At 55.9% G+C, this 16,190-nt stretch carries 17 protein-coding genes; 6 read left to right on the forward strand and 11 right to left on the reverse strand.

Annotated elements, in window-relative coordinates; all coding sequences use genetic code 11:
* The first annotated feature begins 20 nt into the window (after positions 1 to 20).
* Positions 21 to 869: a formyltetrahydrofolate deformylase gene (gene purU, locus G6L28_RS14290; protein WP_174064492.1), complete on the forward strand. Its 849-nt coding sequence runs from the start codon at positions 21 to 23 to the stop codon at positions 867 to 869.
* Between the two features lie 11 nt (positions 870 to 880).
* Entirely contained in the window at positions 881 to 1,738 is an 858-nt protein-coding gene (locus G6L28_RS14295) for an NAD(P)-dependent oxidoreductase (protein WP_174064493.1), read from the forward strand.
* 57 nt (positions 1,739 to 1,795) lie between these two features.
* Here G6L28_RS14295 and G6L28_RS14300 read toward each other — a convergent pair whose 3' ends face one another.
* Genes G6L28_RS14300 through G6L28_RS14315 form a run of 4 tightly spaced genes read right to left on the reverse strand, consistent with a single transcriptional unit; the run spans position 1,796 to position 4,004 of the window.
* Positions 1,796 to 2,122 carry a YciI family protein gene (locus G6L28_RS14300; RefSeq protein WP_234902577.1) on the reverse strand — a complete coding sequence of 109 codons (327 nt, stop codon included), beginning with the start codon at positions 2,120 to 2,122 and terminating at the stop codon, positions 1,796 to 1,798.
* A complete protein-coding gene (locus tag G6L28_RS14305; protein ID WP_174064494.1) occupies positions 2,122 to 2,964 on the reverse strand; it encodes a class III extradiol dioxygenase family protein in 843 nt (280 codons plus the stop codon). The genes G6L28_RS14300 and G6L28_RS14305 overlap by 1 nt, the downstream gene beginning before the upstream one ends.
* A complete protein-coding gene (locus tag G6L28_RS14310) occupies positions 2,957 to 3,307 on the reverse strand; it encodes an extradiol ring-cleavage dioxygenase (protein WP_174064495.1) in 351 nt (116 codons plus the stop codon). Before G6L28_RS14310 ends, G6L28_RS14305 begins: the two co-directional genes overlap by 8 nt.
* Positions 3,300 to 4,004 (reverse strand): alpha/beta fold hydrolase, encoded by a 705-nt coding sequence (locus G6L28_RS14315; RefSeq protein ID WP_174064496.1) that lies wholly within the window; start codon positions 4,002 to 4,004, stop codon positions 3,300 to 3,302. The genes G6L28_RS14310 and G6L28_RS14315 overlap by 8 nt, the downstream gene beginning before the upstream one ends.
* Before the next feature lie 224 nt (positions 4,005 to 4,228).
* Here G6L28_RS14315 and G6L28_RS14320 point away from each other — a divergent pair, with 224 nt between their 5' ends.
* Both G6L28_RS14320 and ligM read left to right on the forward strand, forming a co-directional pair.
* Positions 4,229 to 4,963: a GntR family transcriptional regulator gene (locus tag G6L28_RS14320; protein ID WP_174064497.1), complete on the forward strand. Its 735-nt coding sequence runs from the start codon at positions 4,229 to 4,231 to the stop codon at positions 4,961 to 4,963.
* 229 nt (positions 4,964 to 5,192) lie between these two features.
* Entirely contained in the window at positions 5,193 to 6,611 is a 1,419-nt protein-coding gene (gene ligM / locus G6L28_RS14325; protein ID WP_174064498.1) for a vanillate/3-O-methylgallate O-demethylase, read from the forward strand.
* A gap of 139 nt (positions 6,612 to 6,750) precedes the next feature.
* Here ligM and G6L28_RS14330 read toward each other — a convergent pair whose 3' ends face one another.
* The 6 genes from G6L28_RS14330 to G6L28_RS14355 form a co-directional block, all read right to left on the reverse strand.
* Positions 6,751 to 7,452, reverse strand: a complete 702-nt coding sequence (locus G6L28_RS14330; RefSeq protein ID WP_174064499.1) for an ABC transporter ATP-binding protein — start codon at positions 7,450 to 7,452, stop codon at positions 6,751 to 6,753.
* Positions 7,452 to 8,198 (reverse strand): ABC transporter ATP-binding protein, encoded by a 747-nt coding sequence (locus G6L28_RS14335; RefSeq protein ID WP_174064500.1) that lies wholly within the window; start codon positions 8,196 to 8,198, stop codon positions 7,452 to 7,454. Before G6L28_RS14335 ends, G6L28_RS14330 begins: the two co-directional genes overlap by 1 nt.
* Positions 8,195 to 9,226 (reverse strand): branched-chain amino acid ABC transporter permease, encoded by a 1,032-nt coding sequence (locus G6L28_RS14340; protein WP_337795767.1) that lies wholly within the window; start codon positions 9,224 to 9,226, stop codon positions 8,195 to 8,197. The genes G6L28_RS14335 and G6L28_RS14340 overlap by 4 nt, the downstream gene beginning before the upstream one ends.
* Positions 9,223 to 10,083: a branched-chain amino acid ABC transporter permease gene (locus G6L28_RS14345; protein WP_174064501.1), complete on the reverse strand. Its 861-nt coding sequence runs from the start codon at positions 10,081 to 10,083 to the stop codon at positions 9,223 to 9,225. The genes G6L28_RS14340 and G6L28_RS14345 overlap by 4 nt, the downstream gene beginning before the upstream one ends.
* 56 nt (positions 10,084 to 10,139) lie before the next feature.
* Positions 10,140 to 11,315 carry an ABC transporter substrate-binding protein gene (locus tag G6L28_RS14350; protein ID WP_174064502.1) on the reverse strand — a complete coding sequence of 392 codons (1,176 nt, stop codon included), beginning with the start codon at positions 11,313 to 11,315 and terminating at the stop codon, positions 10,140 to 10,142.
* Positions 11,316 to 11,487: 172 nt separating this feature from the next.
* Positions 11,488 to 11,970, reverse strand: a complete 483-nt coding sequence (locus tag G6L28_RS14355; RefSeq protein WP_174064589.1) for a MarR family winged helix-turn-helix transcriptional regulator — start codon at positions 11,968 to 11,970, stop codon at positions 11,488 to 11,490.
* A gap of 125 nt (positions 11,971 to 12,095) precedes the next feature.
* Between G6L28_RS14355 and G6L28_RS14360 the strand changes: the two genes are divergently transcribed.
* Both G6L28_RS14360 and G6L28_RS14365 read left to right on the forward strand, forming a co-directional pair.
* Complete coding sequence (locus tag G6L28_RS14360) at positions 12,096 to 13,652, forward strand: AMP-binding protein (RefSeq protein ID WP_234902578.1); 1,557 nt, start codon at positions 12,096 to 12,098, stop codon at positions 13,650 to 13,652.
* A gap of 42 nt (positions 13,653 to 13,694) precedes the next feature.
* A complete protein-coding gene (locus tag G6L28_RS14365; RefSeq protein ID WP_174064503.1) occupies positions 13,695 to 14,525 on the forward strand; it encodes a p-hydroxycinnamoyl CoA hydratase/lyase in 831 nt (276 codons plus the stop codon).
* 244 nt (positions 14,526 to 14,769) lie between these two features.
* Here G6L28_RS14365 and G6L28_RS14370 read toward each other — a convergent pair whose 3' ends face one another.
* Positions 14,770 to 16,095, reverse strand: coding sequence for a PLP-dependent aminotransferase family protein (locus tag G6L28_RS14370; protein WP_174064504.1), 1,326 nt, complete (start codon positions 16,093 to 16,095; stop codon positions 14,770 to 14,772).
* Positions 16,096 to 16,190: the final 95 nt, after the last annotated feature.

The following is a 16,190-nucleotide window of genomic DNA, read 5'->3' on the forward strand; positions in this document are numbered from 1 at the left end:
GCCCGCAATGGAGGAATTTCATGACGGATTATATTCTGACGCTGCGTTGTAATAACCGCAGCGGCATCGTGTCGGCCATTGCCACGCGGATCGCAGAGCATGGCGGCGACATTTTCGAGGCGCATCAGTTCGACGACCCGGAAACGGGTATGTTTTTCATGCGTGTTGCCTTCAGCATGGAGGCTCCCCTTGAGACAATTCGCGTTGCGCTGAAACGGGATGAGCAAGCCTATGATCTCGATTTGAAGCTTCGGCCCGCCGGACAGAAACGCAAGGTTCTATTGCTCGTTTCCAAGTTCGATCATTGTCTTGGGGATTTGCTTTACCGAATGCGCATCGGTGAATTAAACATCGAAGCTGTCGGTATCGTCAGCAACCATCCCAAGGAGGCGCTGACGCTGACATTGATGGAAGGCATTCCCTACCACCATCTGCCTATCACGAAGGACGAAAAGTCCGAGCAGGAGGCAAAGATCAAGGCAATCATCGAAGAGACCGGCGCTGAGTTGATCGTGCTGGCGCGGTATATGCAAATCCTTTCGGATGATTTTTCCGAATACCTGTCCGGGCGCTGCATTAACATTCACCACTCGTTCCTGCCGGGATTCAAGGGCGCAAAACCCTACCATCAGGCGCATAAGCGCGGGGTGAAGATGATTGGCGCGACCGCCCACTACGTCACCGGCGATCTGGATGAGGGGCCGATCATCTGCCAGGATGTGGAGCCGGTCAGCCATGCCGATACGCCGGAAGAGCTTGTCGGCAAGGGCCGCGATATCGAGCGGCGCGTTCTGGCGCGTGCCGTAACCTGGCATCTGGAAGATCGTGTCCTGATCAACAAGCAGAAGACGGTGGTGTTTGCCAAGTAGCGGAGACTGTCATGAAAATCGGTTTTCTTGGATATGGTGAAGCGGCGCAGGCTTTTCACGAAGGTCTGGCCCCGCAAGGGGTGTCCGTCATCGCCTATGACGTGTTGCTTGACAGGGATGATGGGGCGATACGTATCGCCATGGCACAACGTGGCGCAATGCCTGTCGACATATCTGGACTGGCTGATGCGGATTGGGTGTTCAGTGCCGTTACCGCAGACCAGAGCCTTGTGGCTGTTCTGCCGCTTCTTGGGCATTTGCGGCAGGGGCAGGTCCTCATCGACATCAATTCCGTTTCGCCCGACCGGAAGCGGGAAACCGCCGCTGCCGTTGAAGCAGCGGGCGCGCGTTATCTCGATATGGCCGTGATGGCGCCGGTATATCCGAAAAAACATCAGACGCCGGTGCTGATCGCTGGCGACCATGCGGCGCTTTTCTTACCGGAACTGGCAGAGCTCGGTTTTGCAGCCTCCATTGCGGGTTCGCAAGTGGGTGCCGCGACAGCAATCAAAATGGTGCGTTCGCTTTTTGTCAAAGGACTGGAAGCGATCACGGTTGAGACGTTGCTGGCGGCAAAGGCTTCCGGTTGCTTTGACGATATAGTCTCGTCGCTATCGGCATCTTTTCCCGGTCTTGGCTGGCCGACATTTGCCGAGTATCAGATGGAACGAACGACACGTCATGGCAAACGGCGCGCGGCGGAAATGCGCGAAAGCGCCGCCACGCTGAACGCACTGGGGTTGCGCGGCGCGCTTGCCTATGAAATTGCCGAGGTGCAGGACCGTATGGGTGCTTGCGATGTTTCCGCCGGAAACGACCTCGACGAAATCGTCTCCGATATTCTCCGCAAAAGGCTAAATGCGAGCTAGGCCTTCACTGAAGGCATTCTCGATACAGCGTCCTGCCATGTCGCGACCATGCTACTCTTATTTTGAAGGCGTCATCGGCTCACTGATGCGGTGAGCCTGAAATGTGTCAGGCAGCGAGGTCATTTCGATATGCTTCACGATGCCAGCTGCATTAAAAGGATCGCCTTCGGCAAAGGCATTTGCGCGCTCAAGGCTTTCGGCCTGCAAAATGCCGAAGTTGCCTATGCCATTACCAGACTCATCGAGCATGGCTGAGCCGATCAGCACGATTGCCAGCCCGCCCCCGCCGGATTGAACCCAGGCGCGATGGGCGGGACGATGTTCGTCCCGCGCCGTATCCTGTCCTTGGTGATGAAGGCACCGCATAAGGAAATACATGGCCATTAGACTGCGTTTTCCAGCACGACCATGCCCGCTCCGGTCATGGAAGCGGGGGCATGGTAGTGCTTGTGGATGAGATTGACGTCCGGATTCATTGCCGCCCGCATGACCAGCCACATGATGAGTTCTGCGCCTTCCGAACCGAACTGTTCCACATAATCCTCACGGGTCATGGACCGGTATTTCTCCGGGTCGTTGGCAATGCCCTCCAACCATGCGCGGTCGGCGTCCTGATTGATGAAGCCAGCGCGCGCACCTTGCAACTGGTGCGAAAGGCCACCGGTGCCGAGAATGACGACGCGTTCGTCACCCGGCCAGGATTCGATGGCGTTGCGCAGGACCTTCCCCATTTCCCAGCAGCGTTGCGGTGTGGGAATGGGATACTGGATCGTGTTGACCCAGATCGGCAGCACCTTCACCGGCCAATTCTCTGGCCTGCCGAAAAAGAGTTCCATAGGAACCTGAAGGCCGTGATCGACTTCGATTTCCCGGCAGACCAGTGGGTCGAAATGGTTCTCAACCAGCGTGTCGACAAAATGCCATGAGAAATCCACCGCTCCCCCGAAAGCAGGAATGGCGCGTGGCCCCCAGCCTTCATCCACGGGATTATAGGTCTCCGCGACGCCAACGGCGAAGGTTGGTACGCGGTCGAGGAAAAATGTGTTGCCATGATCGTTGAAGATGACCACCGCAATATCCGGGCGCGCATCGCGCATCCATTCCTTGCCCACTTCATATCCGTCGAAAAAGGGCTTCCAGTCAGCTGTGTCGCGCAATCCCTTGTCCAGAGCAGCCCCAATCGAGGGAACGTGGCTCGTTCCCAATCCGCCGATGATCTTAGCCATTGCGCTTTTTCCCCAGTCGTTCGTAGATGAAATCCTCATGGCTCATGCCCGCTTGCGCCGCGCCGATCTGCGTGATCGGAACGGGGTCTACAGCGGCTATTTTGAGGATAAAAAACAGATTTCCGCCAAGGCGGACCATCTCGTGCCAGTCACGTGACATGATGGCCGCCTTCTCCTCTGCCGTCAGCTTGTAGCGGTCGAGAAAGGCTTCCTCGTTGGCCTTGAATGCTTCCCGATTATCCGCAATGCCGAGCGCCATCGCCATCTTGTTGATGCGGTAGCCGCGGATCGATCCAGCCCTGTCAAACAACGGGGTATCCGGGATTGTGTTTGTTTCAGCCATGGTCTCCTCCAAATTTGCGATCCAGCCAGCCAAGAATGGCGGACGAAACTTCTTGCGGTCGCTCGACAGGTGCGAAATGGCCGGCGTTTTCGATGACAACCATTTCAGCGTCACCAACCGCATCTGCTATCTGCTGGTGTTGTTCTATTGGGCTCCAGTTATCCTGCCGGGCAGCAATCAACAGCACAGGGCAGGTGATCATGCCCAGATACGACGTAGCGTCGGGACGATCGATCAGGGCTCGGATCTGGCGCTCATGCACTCTCGCGCCAGCACGCAAGACCATGGATTTGAGGTGTTCGATCAGCGCTTTATCTCCGGTACGTGCAGGGTCGAGCATGGGTGGCAACCACTGACGTGCCAGCTCATTCATATTCTTGTACCCGAGGTCGATCATCTGCTGCCGCTTGATTTCTTCTCCCTCGCGTTTGGGGCTGTGCCCCGTATTTGCAAGGACAAGGGCCTTGATGCGCGATGGCATCAATCGGGCCATTTCCAGCGCCACGCGCCCACCCATCGAGTGACCGACCACAATCAAGTCGTGATTCGTTTCTTCCAGTAGCCGCTGACCCATATCTGTAATGGAACGGTCCCGCGTGACATCGGCATGCAATGTCGGCATCCGCGCGTCATCGGCCAGTTGTTGCCAGATGCGCGAATCGGAAACGAGACCGGGAATAAGCAATAAAACAGTCACGATTTTCTCCTCCCGCGCCAATCAAGCGCGTAGGGATCGCTTTTGTCAATCGAAATGGATACATAAAATGGCAATTCTGAGGAATTTTAGCTGATTTTGGCTGTATTTGACGTATTAATGAATACATGCTATCCTGTGTGATGCTGGGACGGTTGCTTCTTCGCGAAATTCGACGGGAATGCTATAGCGTGACGAGTATGGGTGCTGCGCGAGGTCAGAAAGGCATGAAAACAAGCGATGCCGCAACGCATGGCCGCAGGGCGGTCATCGAGCTTCGGGAAAAGATTGTTAGCGGAGAACTACCGGGCGGCATGAGGCTGTTCGAGGTGTCGTTGGCGGAAGAGCTGGACATCTCCCGCACACCCGTGCGTGAAGCCCTGTCACGCCTGGCTGAAGAGGGGCTTTTGGACAGGCTTCCGAATGGTGGCTTCGTCGTGCGCCGTTTCGGCTATTCCGATGTTGTCGATTCCATCGAATTGCGTGGTGTTATGGAAGGCACGGCTGCGCGTCTGGCAGCGGAGCGGGGCGTTTCGCCAGAGGCTCTAGCTGCGATTGTCAATACGGTCGACAGGCTGGATGCTTGTTTCGGCGTGGAAGCGGATGATGTCGATTTTGACGCCTATTCCGAGTTGAACGAACTTTTCCACCATCAACTGGCCGCGCTCTCTGGCAGCGATATCGTTCGCCGTGAAGTCAACCGGGCGAGCTCTCTGCCCTTTGCATCGCCGTCTGCTTTTCTTCCCGACAAAACTGAAATTGCGGCGTTTCGCCGTTCGTTACGTTCTGCGCAGGCGCAGCATCGTGCACTGGTCGAGGCTATTGCTGCTCGCGAAGGCTCGCGTGCCGAATGGATCGCGCGCGAGCACGCTCGGACGGCTCGGCATAATCTGGAATACATTTTTGGCGAGGAGCCAGAGCTCCTGGCAAAAATACCAGGCCTCGCGATCATTCATCGCTAAGAACCCTGACAGTACATCACGTAAGCATGTTAGGCGTCGCTTGATTGTCGCAGGCGCGCAGTATCATTGCTACGCAGAATTTCTGGAAATGATTTCTCTCGATCGCTGCCGCTTTTCTGGCTCGTTGTGAATGATGACCCCCAAATTTTCTCTCAGATATGGACTTGCTTTCTTTCTTTTGATGCGCCTAAATGTATACATTATAACTTGCACTTAGGGAGGAGTGACCATGGCCCATAGCAGTCTGAATGATATTTTGACGGAAAACCCTGATATTGTAGGGCGTCTGCGGAATTCCCCTGTGGGAATGTATGTATACCCTGTTGTCGCCCCGGAATTCAGCAACTGGCGCACGGAACAGGCTGCGTGGCGTCACTCCGCCGTGTTGTTCGACCAGTCGCATCACATGGATGAGTTGATCGTAGAAGGGCCTGACGCGGAGAAATTCCTCGCCTATCACGGCATCAACTCGTTCTCGAATTTCGATCTCAATCGTGCGAAGCATTTTGTGCCGGTCACGCCAAACGGCCATGTTATTGGTGACCACATCATTTTTCGGGAACGTCAGGACAAGTTCATCCTCGTCGGCCGCGCACCGACATCGAACTGGCTGATGTTCTGCGCGGCATACGGAAAGTGGAATGTCCGCATCAAGCACGACCCGCGTTCGCCGTCTCGGCCGGAAGGCGAGCGTGTGCTACGTACTCACTATCGTTACCAGATACAGGGACCGGAAGCGCCGAAGATTTTCGAGAAGCTGAACCGCGGTCCCGTACCGGAAATCAAGTTCTTCCATGTGGACTGGATCAATATCGGCTCCAAGAAGGTGCAGGCGTTGCGCCACGGTATGTCCGGCGCGCCGGGACTGGAAATCTGGGGGCCTTACGAAGACAAGAGCTACATCCTCTCGTGCATACTGGAAGCAGCCAAGGAGGCGGGCGTCGACCTCGTGCGTTGCGGCAGTCGCGCCTACTCCACCAACACACTCGAGTCCGGCTGGATTCCGTCACCACTGCCCGGCATTTACACGGGCGATGGCATGATGAAGGCCTACAGAGAGTGGTTGGGCGCGGATTCCTATGAAGCAACCGGTGCCATCGGTGGCAGCTACGTTTCCGATAACATCGAGGATTACTATGTCACGCCGTTTGAGTTGGGATACGACTTCTACATTGGCTGGAAGAAAGATGACTTCATCGGTAAGGCGGCACTTGAAAAGCTGAAGGGTACGACGAACCGCAAGAAAGTGACATTCGAATGGAACGCCGAAGATGTTCTTGAGGTCATCGCTTCTGCTTTCCGTCCGGGTGAGGACCACTACAAATGGATTGACTTCCCACAGCCAAACTATGCCTCAACCAGCGCGGATCTCATTTTGAATGATCAGGGCAAGCGCGTGGGTATGTCCATGTTCAATGGTTATTCTTACAATGAACGCTGCATGCTTTCGCTCGGTATCGTCGACGCCGATGTCGAGGTGGGTGACGTCCTGACACTCGTTTGGGGCGAGCCGGATGGCGGCTCCAAGAAAGCCTCTGCGGAAACTCCGCACAAACAGGCAAAAATTCGCGTTCGTGTGTCTCCAACGCCTTACGCACGCGAAGCCCGAGAGAACTATGCAGACAGCTGGCGCTCCAACAAGAGCTGATCGATTCAAGGCGTTTCCAGTGGAGCCGTTGCGCACCGCTGGAAACGATCCCGCCATGAAAAGCCCCGCCAGACGACCAGCTGGCGGGGCTTTTCATGAGCTGTACTGGCTGGAAGGAATGGAAAAGAAATAGACTGCGTCAGGCGACGCTCAAGTGTGAATCGAGTTCCTCCGGCGAGTTCAGGAGGGCATCGGCGCTACCCCTGTAGCTGACTGCGCCGCGCTCCAGCACGATGACATCATCCGTCAATGGCAGAACCTTGCGTGCCTTCTGCTCTACGATGATGGCGGACATGCCTTCATCCGTCACGATGCGTCGGAGCGCAGCCAGCAATTCATCGACGATAATGGGGGCCAGTCCCTCAAGTGGCTCATCCAGAAGAAGCAGCCGGGGATTGAGCATCAGCGCGCGCGCCACAGCCAACATTTGCTGCTCGCCACCGGAAAGCTGATTTCCGAAATTGCGGCGACGCTCATGGAGCCGAGGAAACATGTGATAGACGCGCTTTAGCGTCCACGGACCGGGACGGGATGTCGCGTTAAGGTTTTCCTCCACGCTCAACGACGGGAAGATATTACGCTCCTGCGGAACCCATCCAATGCCAAGGGCGGCACGTTGCTCCGGCCGGTGGCGGCTGATGTCCTTTCCCGCCAACTCTATCCTTCCACCATGGTGGGTGGTCACGCCGACGATGGTGTCCAGCAAGGTGGTCTTGCCCGCGCCATTTCGACCGAGCAGGGCGAGAGAACGACCTTCCTCCAGCTCGAGATCGACCTTGGCGAGGACGCGGGCGGCGCCATAACCGGAGACGAGCTGTTCTATCCTGAGCAGCTTTGTCATTACGCGTCCTCCCCGAGGTAAATTGCCTTGACCTGGGGATCTTTTGAAATTTCCGCGACCGTTCCCTCCGCAAACAATGCGCCTGCCGCCAGAACCGAAATCCGGTCTGCGAAGGAAAAGACCAGATCCATATCGTGCTCTATCAGCACCACGGTCACATCGGGCGGAAGCTCGCGAACGATGGACAGAACCTCGTGCCGCTCTTCTTCCGGCACTCCCGCTGCCGGTTCGTCCAGCAATAGCACGCGGGGTTGAAGTGCAATCGCAAGGGCAATTTCAAGCAGTCTCTGCTTGCCGTAAGGAAGGAGCGTCGTGGGGTGGTCCATGACATCGGCAAGCTTGAAACGTTCCAGCAGATTTGTCGCTTCTTCGGCCACCTCTCTGTCACGCGAAAGCGGCCGCCATATAACGCGGCCTTGACCCTTACGCTCACCTACCGCCAACATCATCGACTCCAGCGGTGTGAAATCGCCGAAGAGTTGGTTGATCTGGAAGGTACGGGCCAGCCCTTTAGCAACGCGCAAATGTGCCGAGACGCCGGTAATCTCTTCACCGGACAGGAAAATCTGCCCGCCGTCGGTCGCAAGTGCCCCGGTCAACAGATTGATCAGTGTTGTCTTGCCCGCACCATTCGGGCCGATGAGTGCGTGTCGAGCGCCGTGGCTGACTTGAAGCGAGACATTGTTGGTAGCGACAAAAGCACCGAAACGCTTGCCGAGGTTGCGTGTTTCAAGAGCGAAACTCATCGCGGCTCCTCCATGACGGACGGTGTCATTGCCTTTTGTCGCTGACCAGCCACAGGTAGCCAGCGCCGCCAGGCCGCGATCCTGTCTCGACCGATCATGACGATGGCTACCAGGATCAGCCCGATCCAGAACATCCAGTATTGCGGTGTTATGACCGACAGCCAGTCCCGCAACAGCGTGAAGACGATGGCACCGAAGATACCGCCATAGAGATAGCCCGTTCCGCCGATCACCAGAACAAGCAGGACATCGGCTGAGCGATGAAAGGCGAGAACATCCGGTGAAACGAAGCTGGATGTCTGGGTCAACAGTGCCCCCGCCATACCGGCATAGACAGCTGCAATCGTGTAGATAACGACTATTCTGCGCGTTGGCGAAATACCCAGCATGGCGGCACGGCGGCTGTTGCGCTTGATCGCTTTCAAGGACAGACCGTAAGGCGAATGCACGATGCGTCGCGCAATCAAAGTCAGAACCATCAGCACGATCAATGCATATATGTAGCCGGTGCGGCCCCACAGATCGAACTCGAACAGACCTAGAATAGGGGATATCGTGACACCGGAAAGGCCGTCCGCACCGCCGGTTAGCCAGGCGGCCTGATTGGCTATTTCCGCAAGCAGCATGGCAAATCCGAACGTCGTCATCAGACGGGTCAGATCCGAGCCGCGTAGAACCAGAAAACTGGAAAGCAAGCCGAACAGGCCACTGACGGCACCTGCTATCACCAAACCTGTTACCGGTTCACCGGTATAGTCGCGTGCCAGAATGCCGGCGACATAGGCACCAAGTCCGAAAAATGCGGTGTGACCGAGCGAGACAATGCCAGCATAACCGAGGATCAGGTCCAGAGAGATGGCAAAGAGTGCCAGAACAGCAATCTCTGTAAGAATGAGCATGTGGGATGGCAAGACAAAGATCATCGCGAACGCCGCGATCCAGATACCGATTTCCCAGATGCGCCAGCGATCACCACGCTCTAGCAAGGTGGCGGCTGTTTGTAGATTTCGTTGCTGAGCGTCGTTCACCTGCCACCTTCCCGTCCGAAAATTCCGTGGGGCCGAAGGATCAGAACAAGGATCATGACGGCATAGATAACGAATGCGCCAAGTTGCGGCACATAATATTTGCCTGCAACATCGGCAATACCGAGAAGCATGGCGGCGATGAAGGGGCCGGTTATGGAGGAGGTTCCGCCGACTGTGACGACAATCATGAAATAGATCAGGAATTTCAGCGGGAAATTCGGATCCAGGCCCAGCATGTCTGCTCCAAGCGCGCCGCCGAGCCCGGCGAGGCCGGAGCCAAGCGCGAACGTCAGAGCGAAAATTACGGGAACGTTGATGCCGAGGCCACGCGCGACACGGCCATCATCGACAGCGGCACGCAACTGGCTGCCGAAGCGTGTTCTTGTGAGTGCCAGTTGCAACGCGACCGCAAGAATTGCACAGATCACGATGATGAAAAGACGATAGCGTCCGATGTCGATACCGATAAAGTCGAAGCGTCCCCGCAATTCGGCGGGCAGGTTGATCAGCTGCTGTTGACCGCCCATGAAGTAATCGATGGCGGCAATCGACATGAAGACAAGTCCGATTGAGAATAGCACCTGATCCAGATGCGGAGACTTGTAGAAGTGCCGATACAGGGTGCGCTCCAGCACCACTCCGATGAGGCCGCAAACAAGGAAAGCCGCCGGTAGGCACCAGTAAAATGAAAGACCGTAGCCATTCATCATGATGACGGTGATGTAACCGCCCGCCATCGCGAAAGCGCCGTGAGCAAGATTGACGAAATTCATCAGCCCCAGCGTAATCGACAGGCCGCACGCCAGTATGAAAAGCAGCATGCCATAGGCAATGCCATCGAACAGAATGGTCAGCATGGATACTCGCAAGTTTTTGGCGCAACGGAGAGAGCCCCGCTGCGCGTTGCGTGTGCTTACTGTGCGGTGTTAGGGTCGCGAACCTTCGGGAAGGTCGCAAATTCCACGTTATAAAGCTCACCGTCGGCCTTCTTGACCTGACGGATGTAGATATCCTGAACGATGTCGCGGGTTTGTGGATCGATGCTTATCGGGCCACGCGGGCTTGTCCACTCCGCACCCTTCATGGCGTCGATCAGCTTTGCTCCATCCGCATCGCCGCCGGTTTTTTCAAGCGCTGCATAGGCGAGATGCATTGCGTCATATCCGCCAACGCTCATGAAGTTTGGCCGCATGTTGTTGTTCGACTTGCGGACTTCGGCCACAAAAGCCTTGTTTTCGGGGCTGTCGTGATAAGCTGAGTAGAAGTGCCCAGTGATCACGCCGAGCGCAGGGTCTCCGATATTGTTCAGCAGATCATCATCGGTCACGTCGCCGGTCGCGATCAACTTGATACCGGCATCGGCAAGGCCACGATCGACAAACTGTTTCATGAACAGCGAGCCGACGCCTGAAGGCACGAACACGAAAATAGCGTCCGGCTTGGCATCACGCACGCGCTGAAGAAACGGAGCAAAATCCGGGTTTTGAAGCGGCACGCGCACTGCCTCAACGATTTCACCGCCTTCCTTCTTATATTGGTCGGTAAATCCCTTCTCGATGTCATGACCGGGACCGTAGTCGGAAACCAGTGTGACCACGCGTTTTATGCCGTTCTGAAACGCCCAGGTCGCAACAGGAACGGCGGATTGCGGACCAGCCATGGAGGTGCGGGCGAAATAAGGCGATTGCTTTACGATGGCCGAGGTTGTCGCCGACGTGATGATTGCCGGAATCTTTGCCTGGTTGAGAACGGGTGCAACAGCCATGGCCAGCGGCGTCAGCCCGAAGCCCATTAGCATTTTCACACCATCGTTGACGACAAGCTCCTGTGCGATACGTCTGGTCTGGTCGGCAGTACCCGCATCATCACGCACGACGAGTTCGATTTTTTTGTCCGCCGCGGTGTCGCCATTGAGAGCAATGTATGCACGTACGCCAGCTTGGACCTGTCTGCCTGTGGACGCGAATGGGCCAGTTATCGGCAGGATGAGGCCGATTTTCACGACCTCCTGTGCATAAGCGCGCGAAAGATTACTGACCGTCAATGCGGATAAGGCTGTTCCTGCGATGAAAAACCGTCTGCTGATCATGCTGTTCCTCCCGTTATATCTCTTCCCGGGACCGAGGATGCTTTTGCGTCTCCTCAGGGCAAAAGCGGAACGGGAAAGAAATTGATAGTTTATAATGTATACATAAATCAAAAGGCGAGACAAGTAGCCGTTTTGGTCGAGCGGATTTTGTTGCCGCGTTTGAGCTTGTCCATCACTGATTTGATGGATTGTATATTCGTTTGAGGCCGTTGATAAATGTCTCCAATTCGGATGGCGTAAATCTTGATTTGAATCGCTCCTCATGTCCCGCCCGACGCTTGCGGGCATCCTGAAGCATCTCAGTACCTTCGGAGGTTATCGTCAATTCACGTCTGCGACGATCTGTCGTGGAAAGCCCCCGTTTACAGAGATTGCGCTCTTCAAGCCGGTTGATAAGGGCCATCATCGTCGCCTTGTCCATCCGCAGGCTCGTGGCCAGTTCCATCTGGCTGACGCCCTCATTGGCCCCGATCAATTCCAGAACAGCAAATTGTTTGGGGGTAAGCGACATGCCGCTCATGGCGAGCTGGTAGTCTTGAAAGATTGCCACATTCGCCATCCTCAGGTGAAAGCCGAGGATGCCGTCCAGTTCCCCGAACTCCAGCTCCCCGGCATCATCCTTTGCCTGAAGGCTCTGTTTCGGCTCGTTCTTCATCTTCACGTCTTGCCCCTCTGCGACTTTACGTACTTGTAGCACCACATTCCGCTTGTAGGCGACAAATCAATGTAGTATGTACTGCATACTAAATGACGTTGGGAGAACGTCGGGAGGATAAGTTGATGCAGTATGCATTCATGCATGATCGCGCGGTCCATCAGGCGGGCAAAGCGGTCAGTGAAGATCCCTTGAGATATCGCGCCACTGTTGCGCCCGGGCGCGCAGCCGTCTTAGAGATCGCCAGTGGTTTGTCGCTTACCTTCGAGCAGTTCGATCATTACGTCGCGCGTACTGCGGCTGTTATCAGTCGATTAAATCGTGGCGATGATGATCTGCCGCGAATTGCTTTTCTTGGGCGTAATTCAATCGCTCAACTGGGCCTTTGCTTCGCCTGCCAGCGGATCGGTGCCGTATTCGTGCCGTTGAACTGGCGGTTGAGCGCGGCTGAGTTGATCGACATTATTGAGGATTGTGCCCCGGCGCTGTTGGTTTATGCGGCCGAATTCGAATCCGTCATACCCGCATCCAAAGACGGGACGCACTTCATGCCGTTGGACGGCGATTCCGGGTTGGAAGCGGCTATAGAAACGGCCTCGCCGATTGCTCCGGTCTATCGTGGTGCGGATACGCCTTGCATCATGCTTTACACCTCTGGAACGACCGGCACTCCGAAAGGCGTGGTGCTGTCATCAGCCAACGTATTCTTTTCATCGCTGAACTTCTCGTTCGTTGGCGAGGTTGGCCCGCAGTCGGTCATCTTATGTGATCTGCCATTCTTTCATATCATCGGCTTGGTGGCGCTGGCCCGCACGGCGATGTTGATGGGGGCGCGGCTGATTATCTCGGATCGTTTTCAGGCGGATCGAACCTTGGCAACGCTGGCCGATACAGCGCTAGGTGTGACCCATTATTGCGGCGTCCCGCAGGTAGCACAGGCGTTGCGGAATGCTCCCGGCTGGGATGCAAAGGCGCTGCGCGGCTTAAAGGCGATGTTCATCGGAGGAGCACCTTCGCCCCCGGTCCTCATTGAGGCTTACCTCAACGATGGCATACCCCTCGTCAATGGCTATGGCATGAGCGAAGCGGGAACCGTGTGCCACATGCCACTCGATCCTACTGTCATCGCGGCTCATCAGGGCAGTATTGGTTTTCCGGTACCTCTGATGGAATTAAAAATTGCAAACCCGGAGGGAGACGAGGTCGCTGACGGGGCAACAGGTGAAATATGGCTACGCGGCCCTTCGGTTATGTCAGGATATTGGAACAAGCCGGTAGAAACAGCAGCCGTGCTCGTGGACGGCTGGTACAGGACGGGCGACCTCGCCTATCGAAAGGCCGGCGTCATTTATCTCGCGGATCGACTGAAGGATATGTACATCAGCGGTGGCGAAAACGTCTATCCGGCTGAAGTCGAGGCGGCGATTGCGACCCATCCCGGCGTGCGTGATGTGGCTGTGATCGGCATTCCAGATGCTGTCTGGGGTGATGCGGGTCTTGCGGTTATCGTTCCTGCAGACCCTGCTCCTGATGCCAGCGAGATCATAGCCCACTGTGCGACGCGTCTGGCCCGTTACAAGCGACCCGGAAGAATTCTTTTCGTCGACAATATTCCAAGAACCGCATCGGGAAAGGCTCAGAAACACATTCTGCGCCAGACCCTCGGCAGCCATTCGGAGTGATAATCCTTCGCGGTAGCCGCAACAGCAGACAAGGAGACTGAGATGACACAAACAGATATAGCCGGGCAAAATCCGGTGCTGGTCGATTTTGATGGACGCATCGCTTTCGTCACTTTCAACAGGCCTGAAAAACGTAATGCGATGAACCCCGAACTCAACCGTCGGATGATGGACGTTCTTGATGAACTGGAAGGGGATGATCGTTGTGGTGTCCTGGTATTACGTGGGGCAGGCGCCTCATGGTCCGCAGGTATGGATCTCAAGGAATATTTCCGGGACAATGATGACAAGCCGCGTGCGTCGACGCTCAAAAGCCGCCGCCAGTCAGCGGGTTGGTGGGGTAGATTGATGTATTTCGAAAAGCCAACGATCGCCATGGTCAATGGCTGGTGCTTCGGAGGAGCGTTCAACCCGCTCATCGCCTGTGATTTGGCGATTGCGGCCGACGAGGCAAATTTCGGCCTGTCGGAAATAAACTGGGGCATTTTGCCCGGCGGCAACGTAACGCGCGCCGTCGCGGAAGTCATGAACCACCGCGACTCTCTTTATTACATCATGACAGGCGAGCCCTTTGGTGGCCAAAAGGCCCGCGACATGGGCCTCGTCAATGAATCCGTACCATTGGACCAGCTGGAAACCCGCGTGAGGCAAATCTGCGAAAGTCTGCTGGAAAAGAATCCAGTGACTTTGAAAGCGGCGAAAGACACGTTCAAGCGTGTCAGAAACATGCCGTGGGAGATGGCGGACGATTATATCTATGCAAAGTTCGAGCAGATGTTGCTTCTCGACAAGTCGGGCGGTCGAGATGAAGGGCTAAAACAGTTTCTTGATGACAAAACTTACAAGCCCGGTCTCGGTGCATACCGGCGCTGAGCGGTCTTCCATGCGCATAACAGGCAAGCCAGCGTCGGGCGTTCAAGCTTGCTTTCGATGGGATCGGTCGGGCTGCGCTGTTACAGCCCGCGGCCCGCCGATCCCGCGCCATTTGGAAGGCGAAGAAGAGCATCGCATCCAAGCGCCCACGTTTCGGTTATCGCTGCATACATCGGATGGTGGGCGAGTATGGGACCGAAAGCGTGGGCACGTAAACTCCCGCCTTGTGTAAACGGTCGGGCCGCTACATGACATGAGCGAGGGCGATTGCGTCCGCGACTTTCTCGTAGTCGTCACAGAGCATCGATGTCGCGACCCGGATGTTGCCGGTATCCGTGACGTGGAATTTCTTTCCCGAGACAACAGCAATGTTTCGGGCTGCAAGCGTGACCATCGCAAACGATTCCGAGACGACAGGAACCCACAGGCATAATCCTTCGCCATCAGGAGTGGGAAGACCCCGATCTCGCAACGCGCTGGCAAGGCTGTCACGTCGCGTCTTGTAGTTAGCGCGCGCATTTGCCACGCACACTTCGGTTTCAGGTTGGCGCAGCAACCAAGAGCCTGCAGCCTGCAGCACACGGCTCGTCCAGGCGGCGCTGAAACTGCGATAGGATTGCACCTGCTCGATAAGCGGCTTGGTGCTGGACATCACGGCAAGACGTAGATCAGGGCCAAGCGTCTTTGAGAAAGACAGCACATGGATCACCCGGTCGGGAAAAGCCGTGCCGAGTGAAAGGCGTGGGGTGGACGCAATATCGGCAATGCCGTCGTCCTCTATGATGATTGCGTCGCTGTCGCGCAAGACATCGGCCAGTTCGTCCATGCGCTCTGGTGTGACCGTGTGTCCGGTTACCGAGTGCAATCTTGGTTGAAATAGGAAAACGACGGGTTTGTAACGCATTGCGGCCTGTAAAGACGATGGAACGGGGCCGTTTTCATCACATTTGACCGGTAGGATGCGGGCACCCTGATGCTCGAGGATGTCAAGGAGGCGCATAGCCGTGGGCTCTTCGATTGCGACCGGCGCACCCGGCGTCACCAACGCATGGATGGCAGTATAAACGGCATTATAACCACCATTCATCGCCAGAAATGCCTCTGCGTCATAAGGCCATGTCTTGCGGACTTCGGCCTCCAGTTCGGGCAGGATGCGGCTTCTCTCATAGCTGTTCAGCCCCTCGGCGGAGGCGCCATATGCCATTGCCTTTTCCAGTGGCGGCAGCAAAGTTGGATCGGGGACCGCCATGGTCAGATCCAGCACATTCGTGCCGTAATGACCGGCACTTGCCAGCCGCTCCGGCTTGGCGATGAAGCGATCACCACTGACCCAGGTCCCGTTTCGGCCCCGTCCTGTGATGATTTTCTGCCTTCGAAGCTCGCTCCAGGCCTCCGAAATCGTCGCGGGGCTTACGTTAAGCGAATAAGCGAGATCCCGGATAGGAGGCAGCTTCGCGCCTACCGGAAGCGCGCCCGCCCTAATTAAGGCGCTGGTTTCCAACGCAATTCCGCGAATTGTGCGGTCGCTTAATTTTTTAGCAAACCAGCTTGAGTCGTAGACGTCGCTCATTTTGTCACCAGATTTAATGTTCAATAACGTAATAACATTTGATCATTTGCAAATGAACATTTTAATCTTTGTCTATCAGCAAATTCTGACATGAG

Origin of the sequence: Agrobacterium larrymoorei (genome assembly GCF_013322225.1) — a bacterium.
Taxonomy (GTDB): Bacteria; Pseudomonadota; Alphaproteobacteria; order Rhizobiales; family Rhizobiaceae; genus Agrobacterium; species Agrobacterium larrymoorei_A.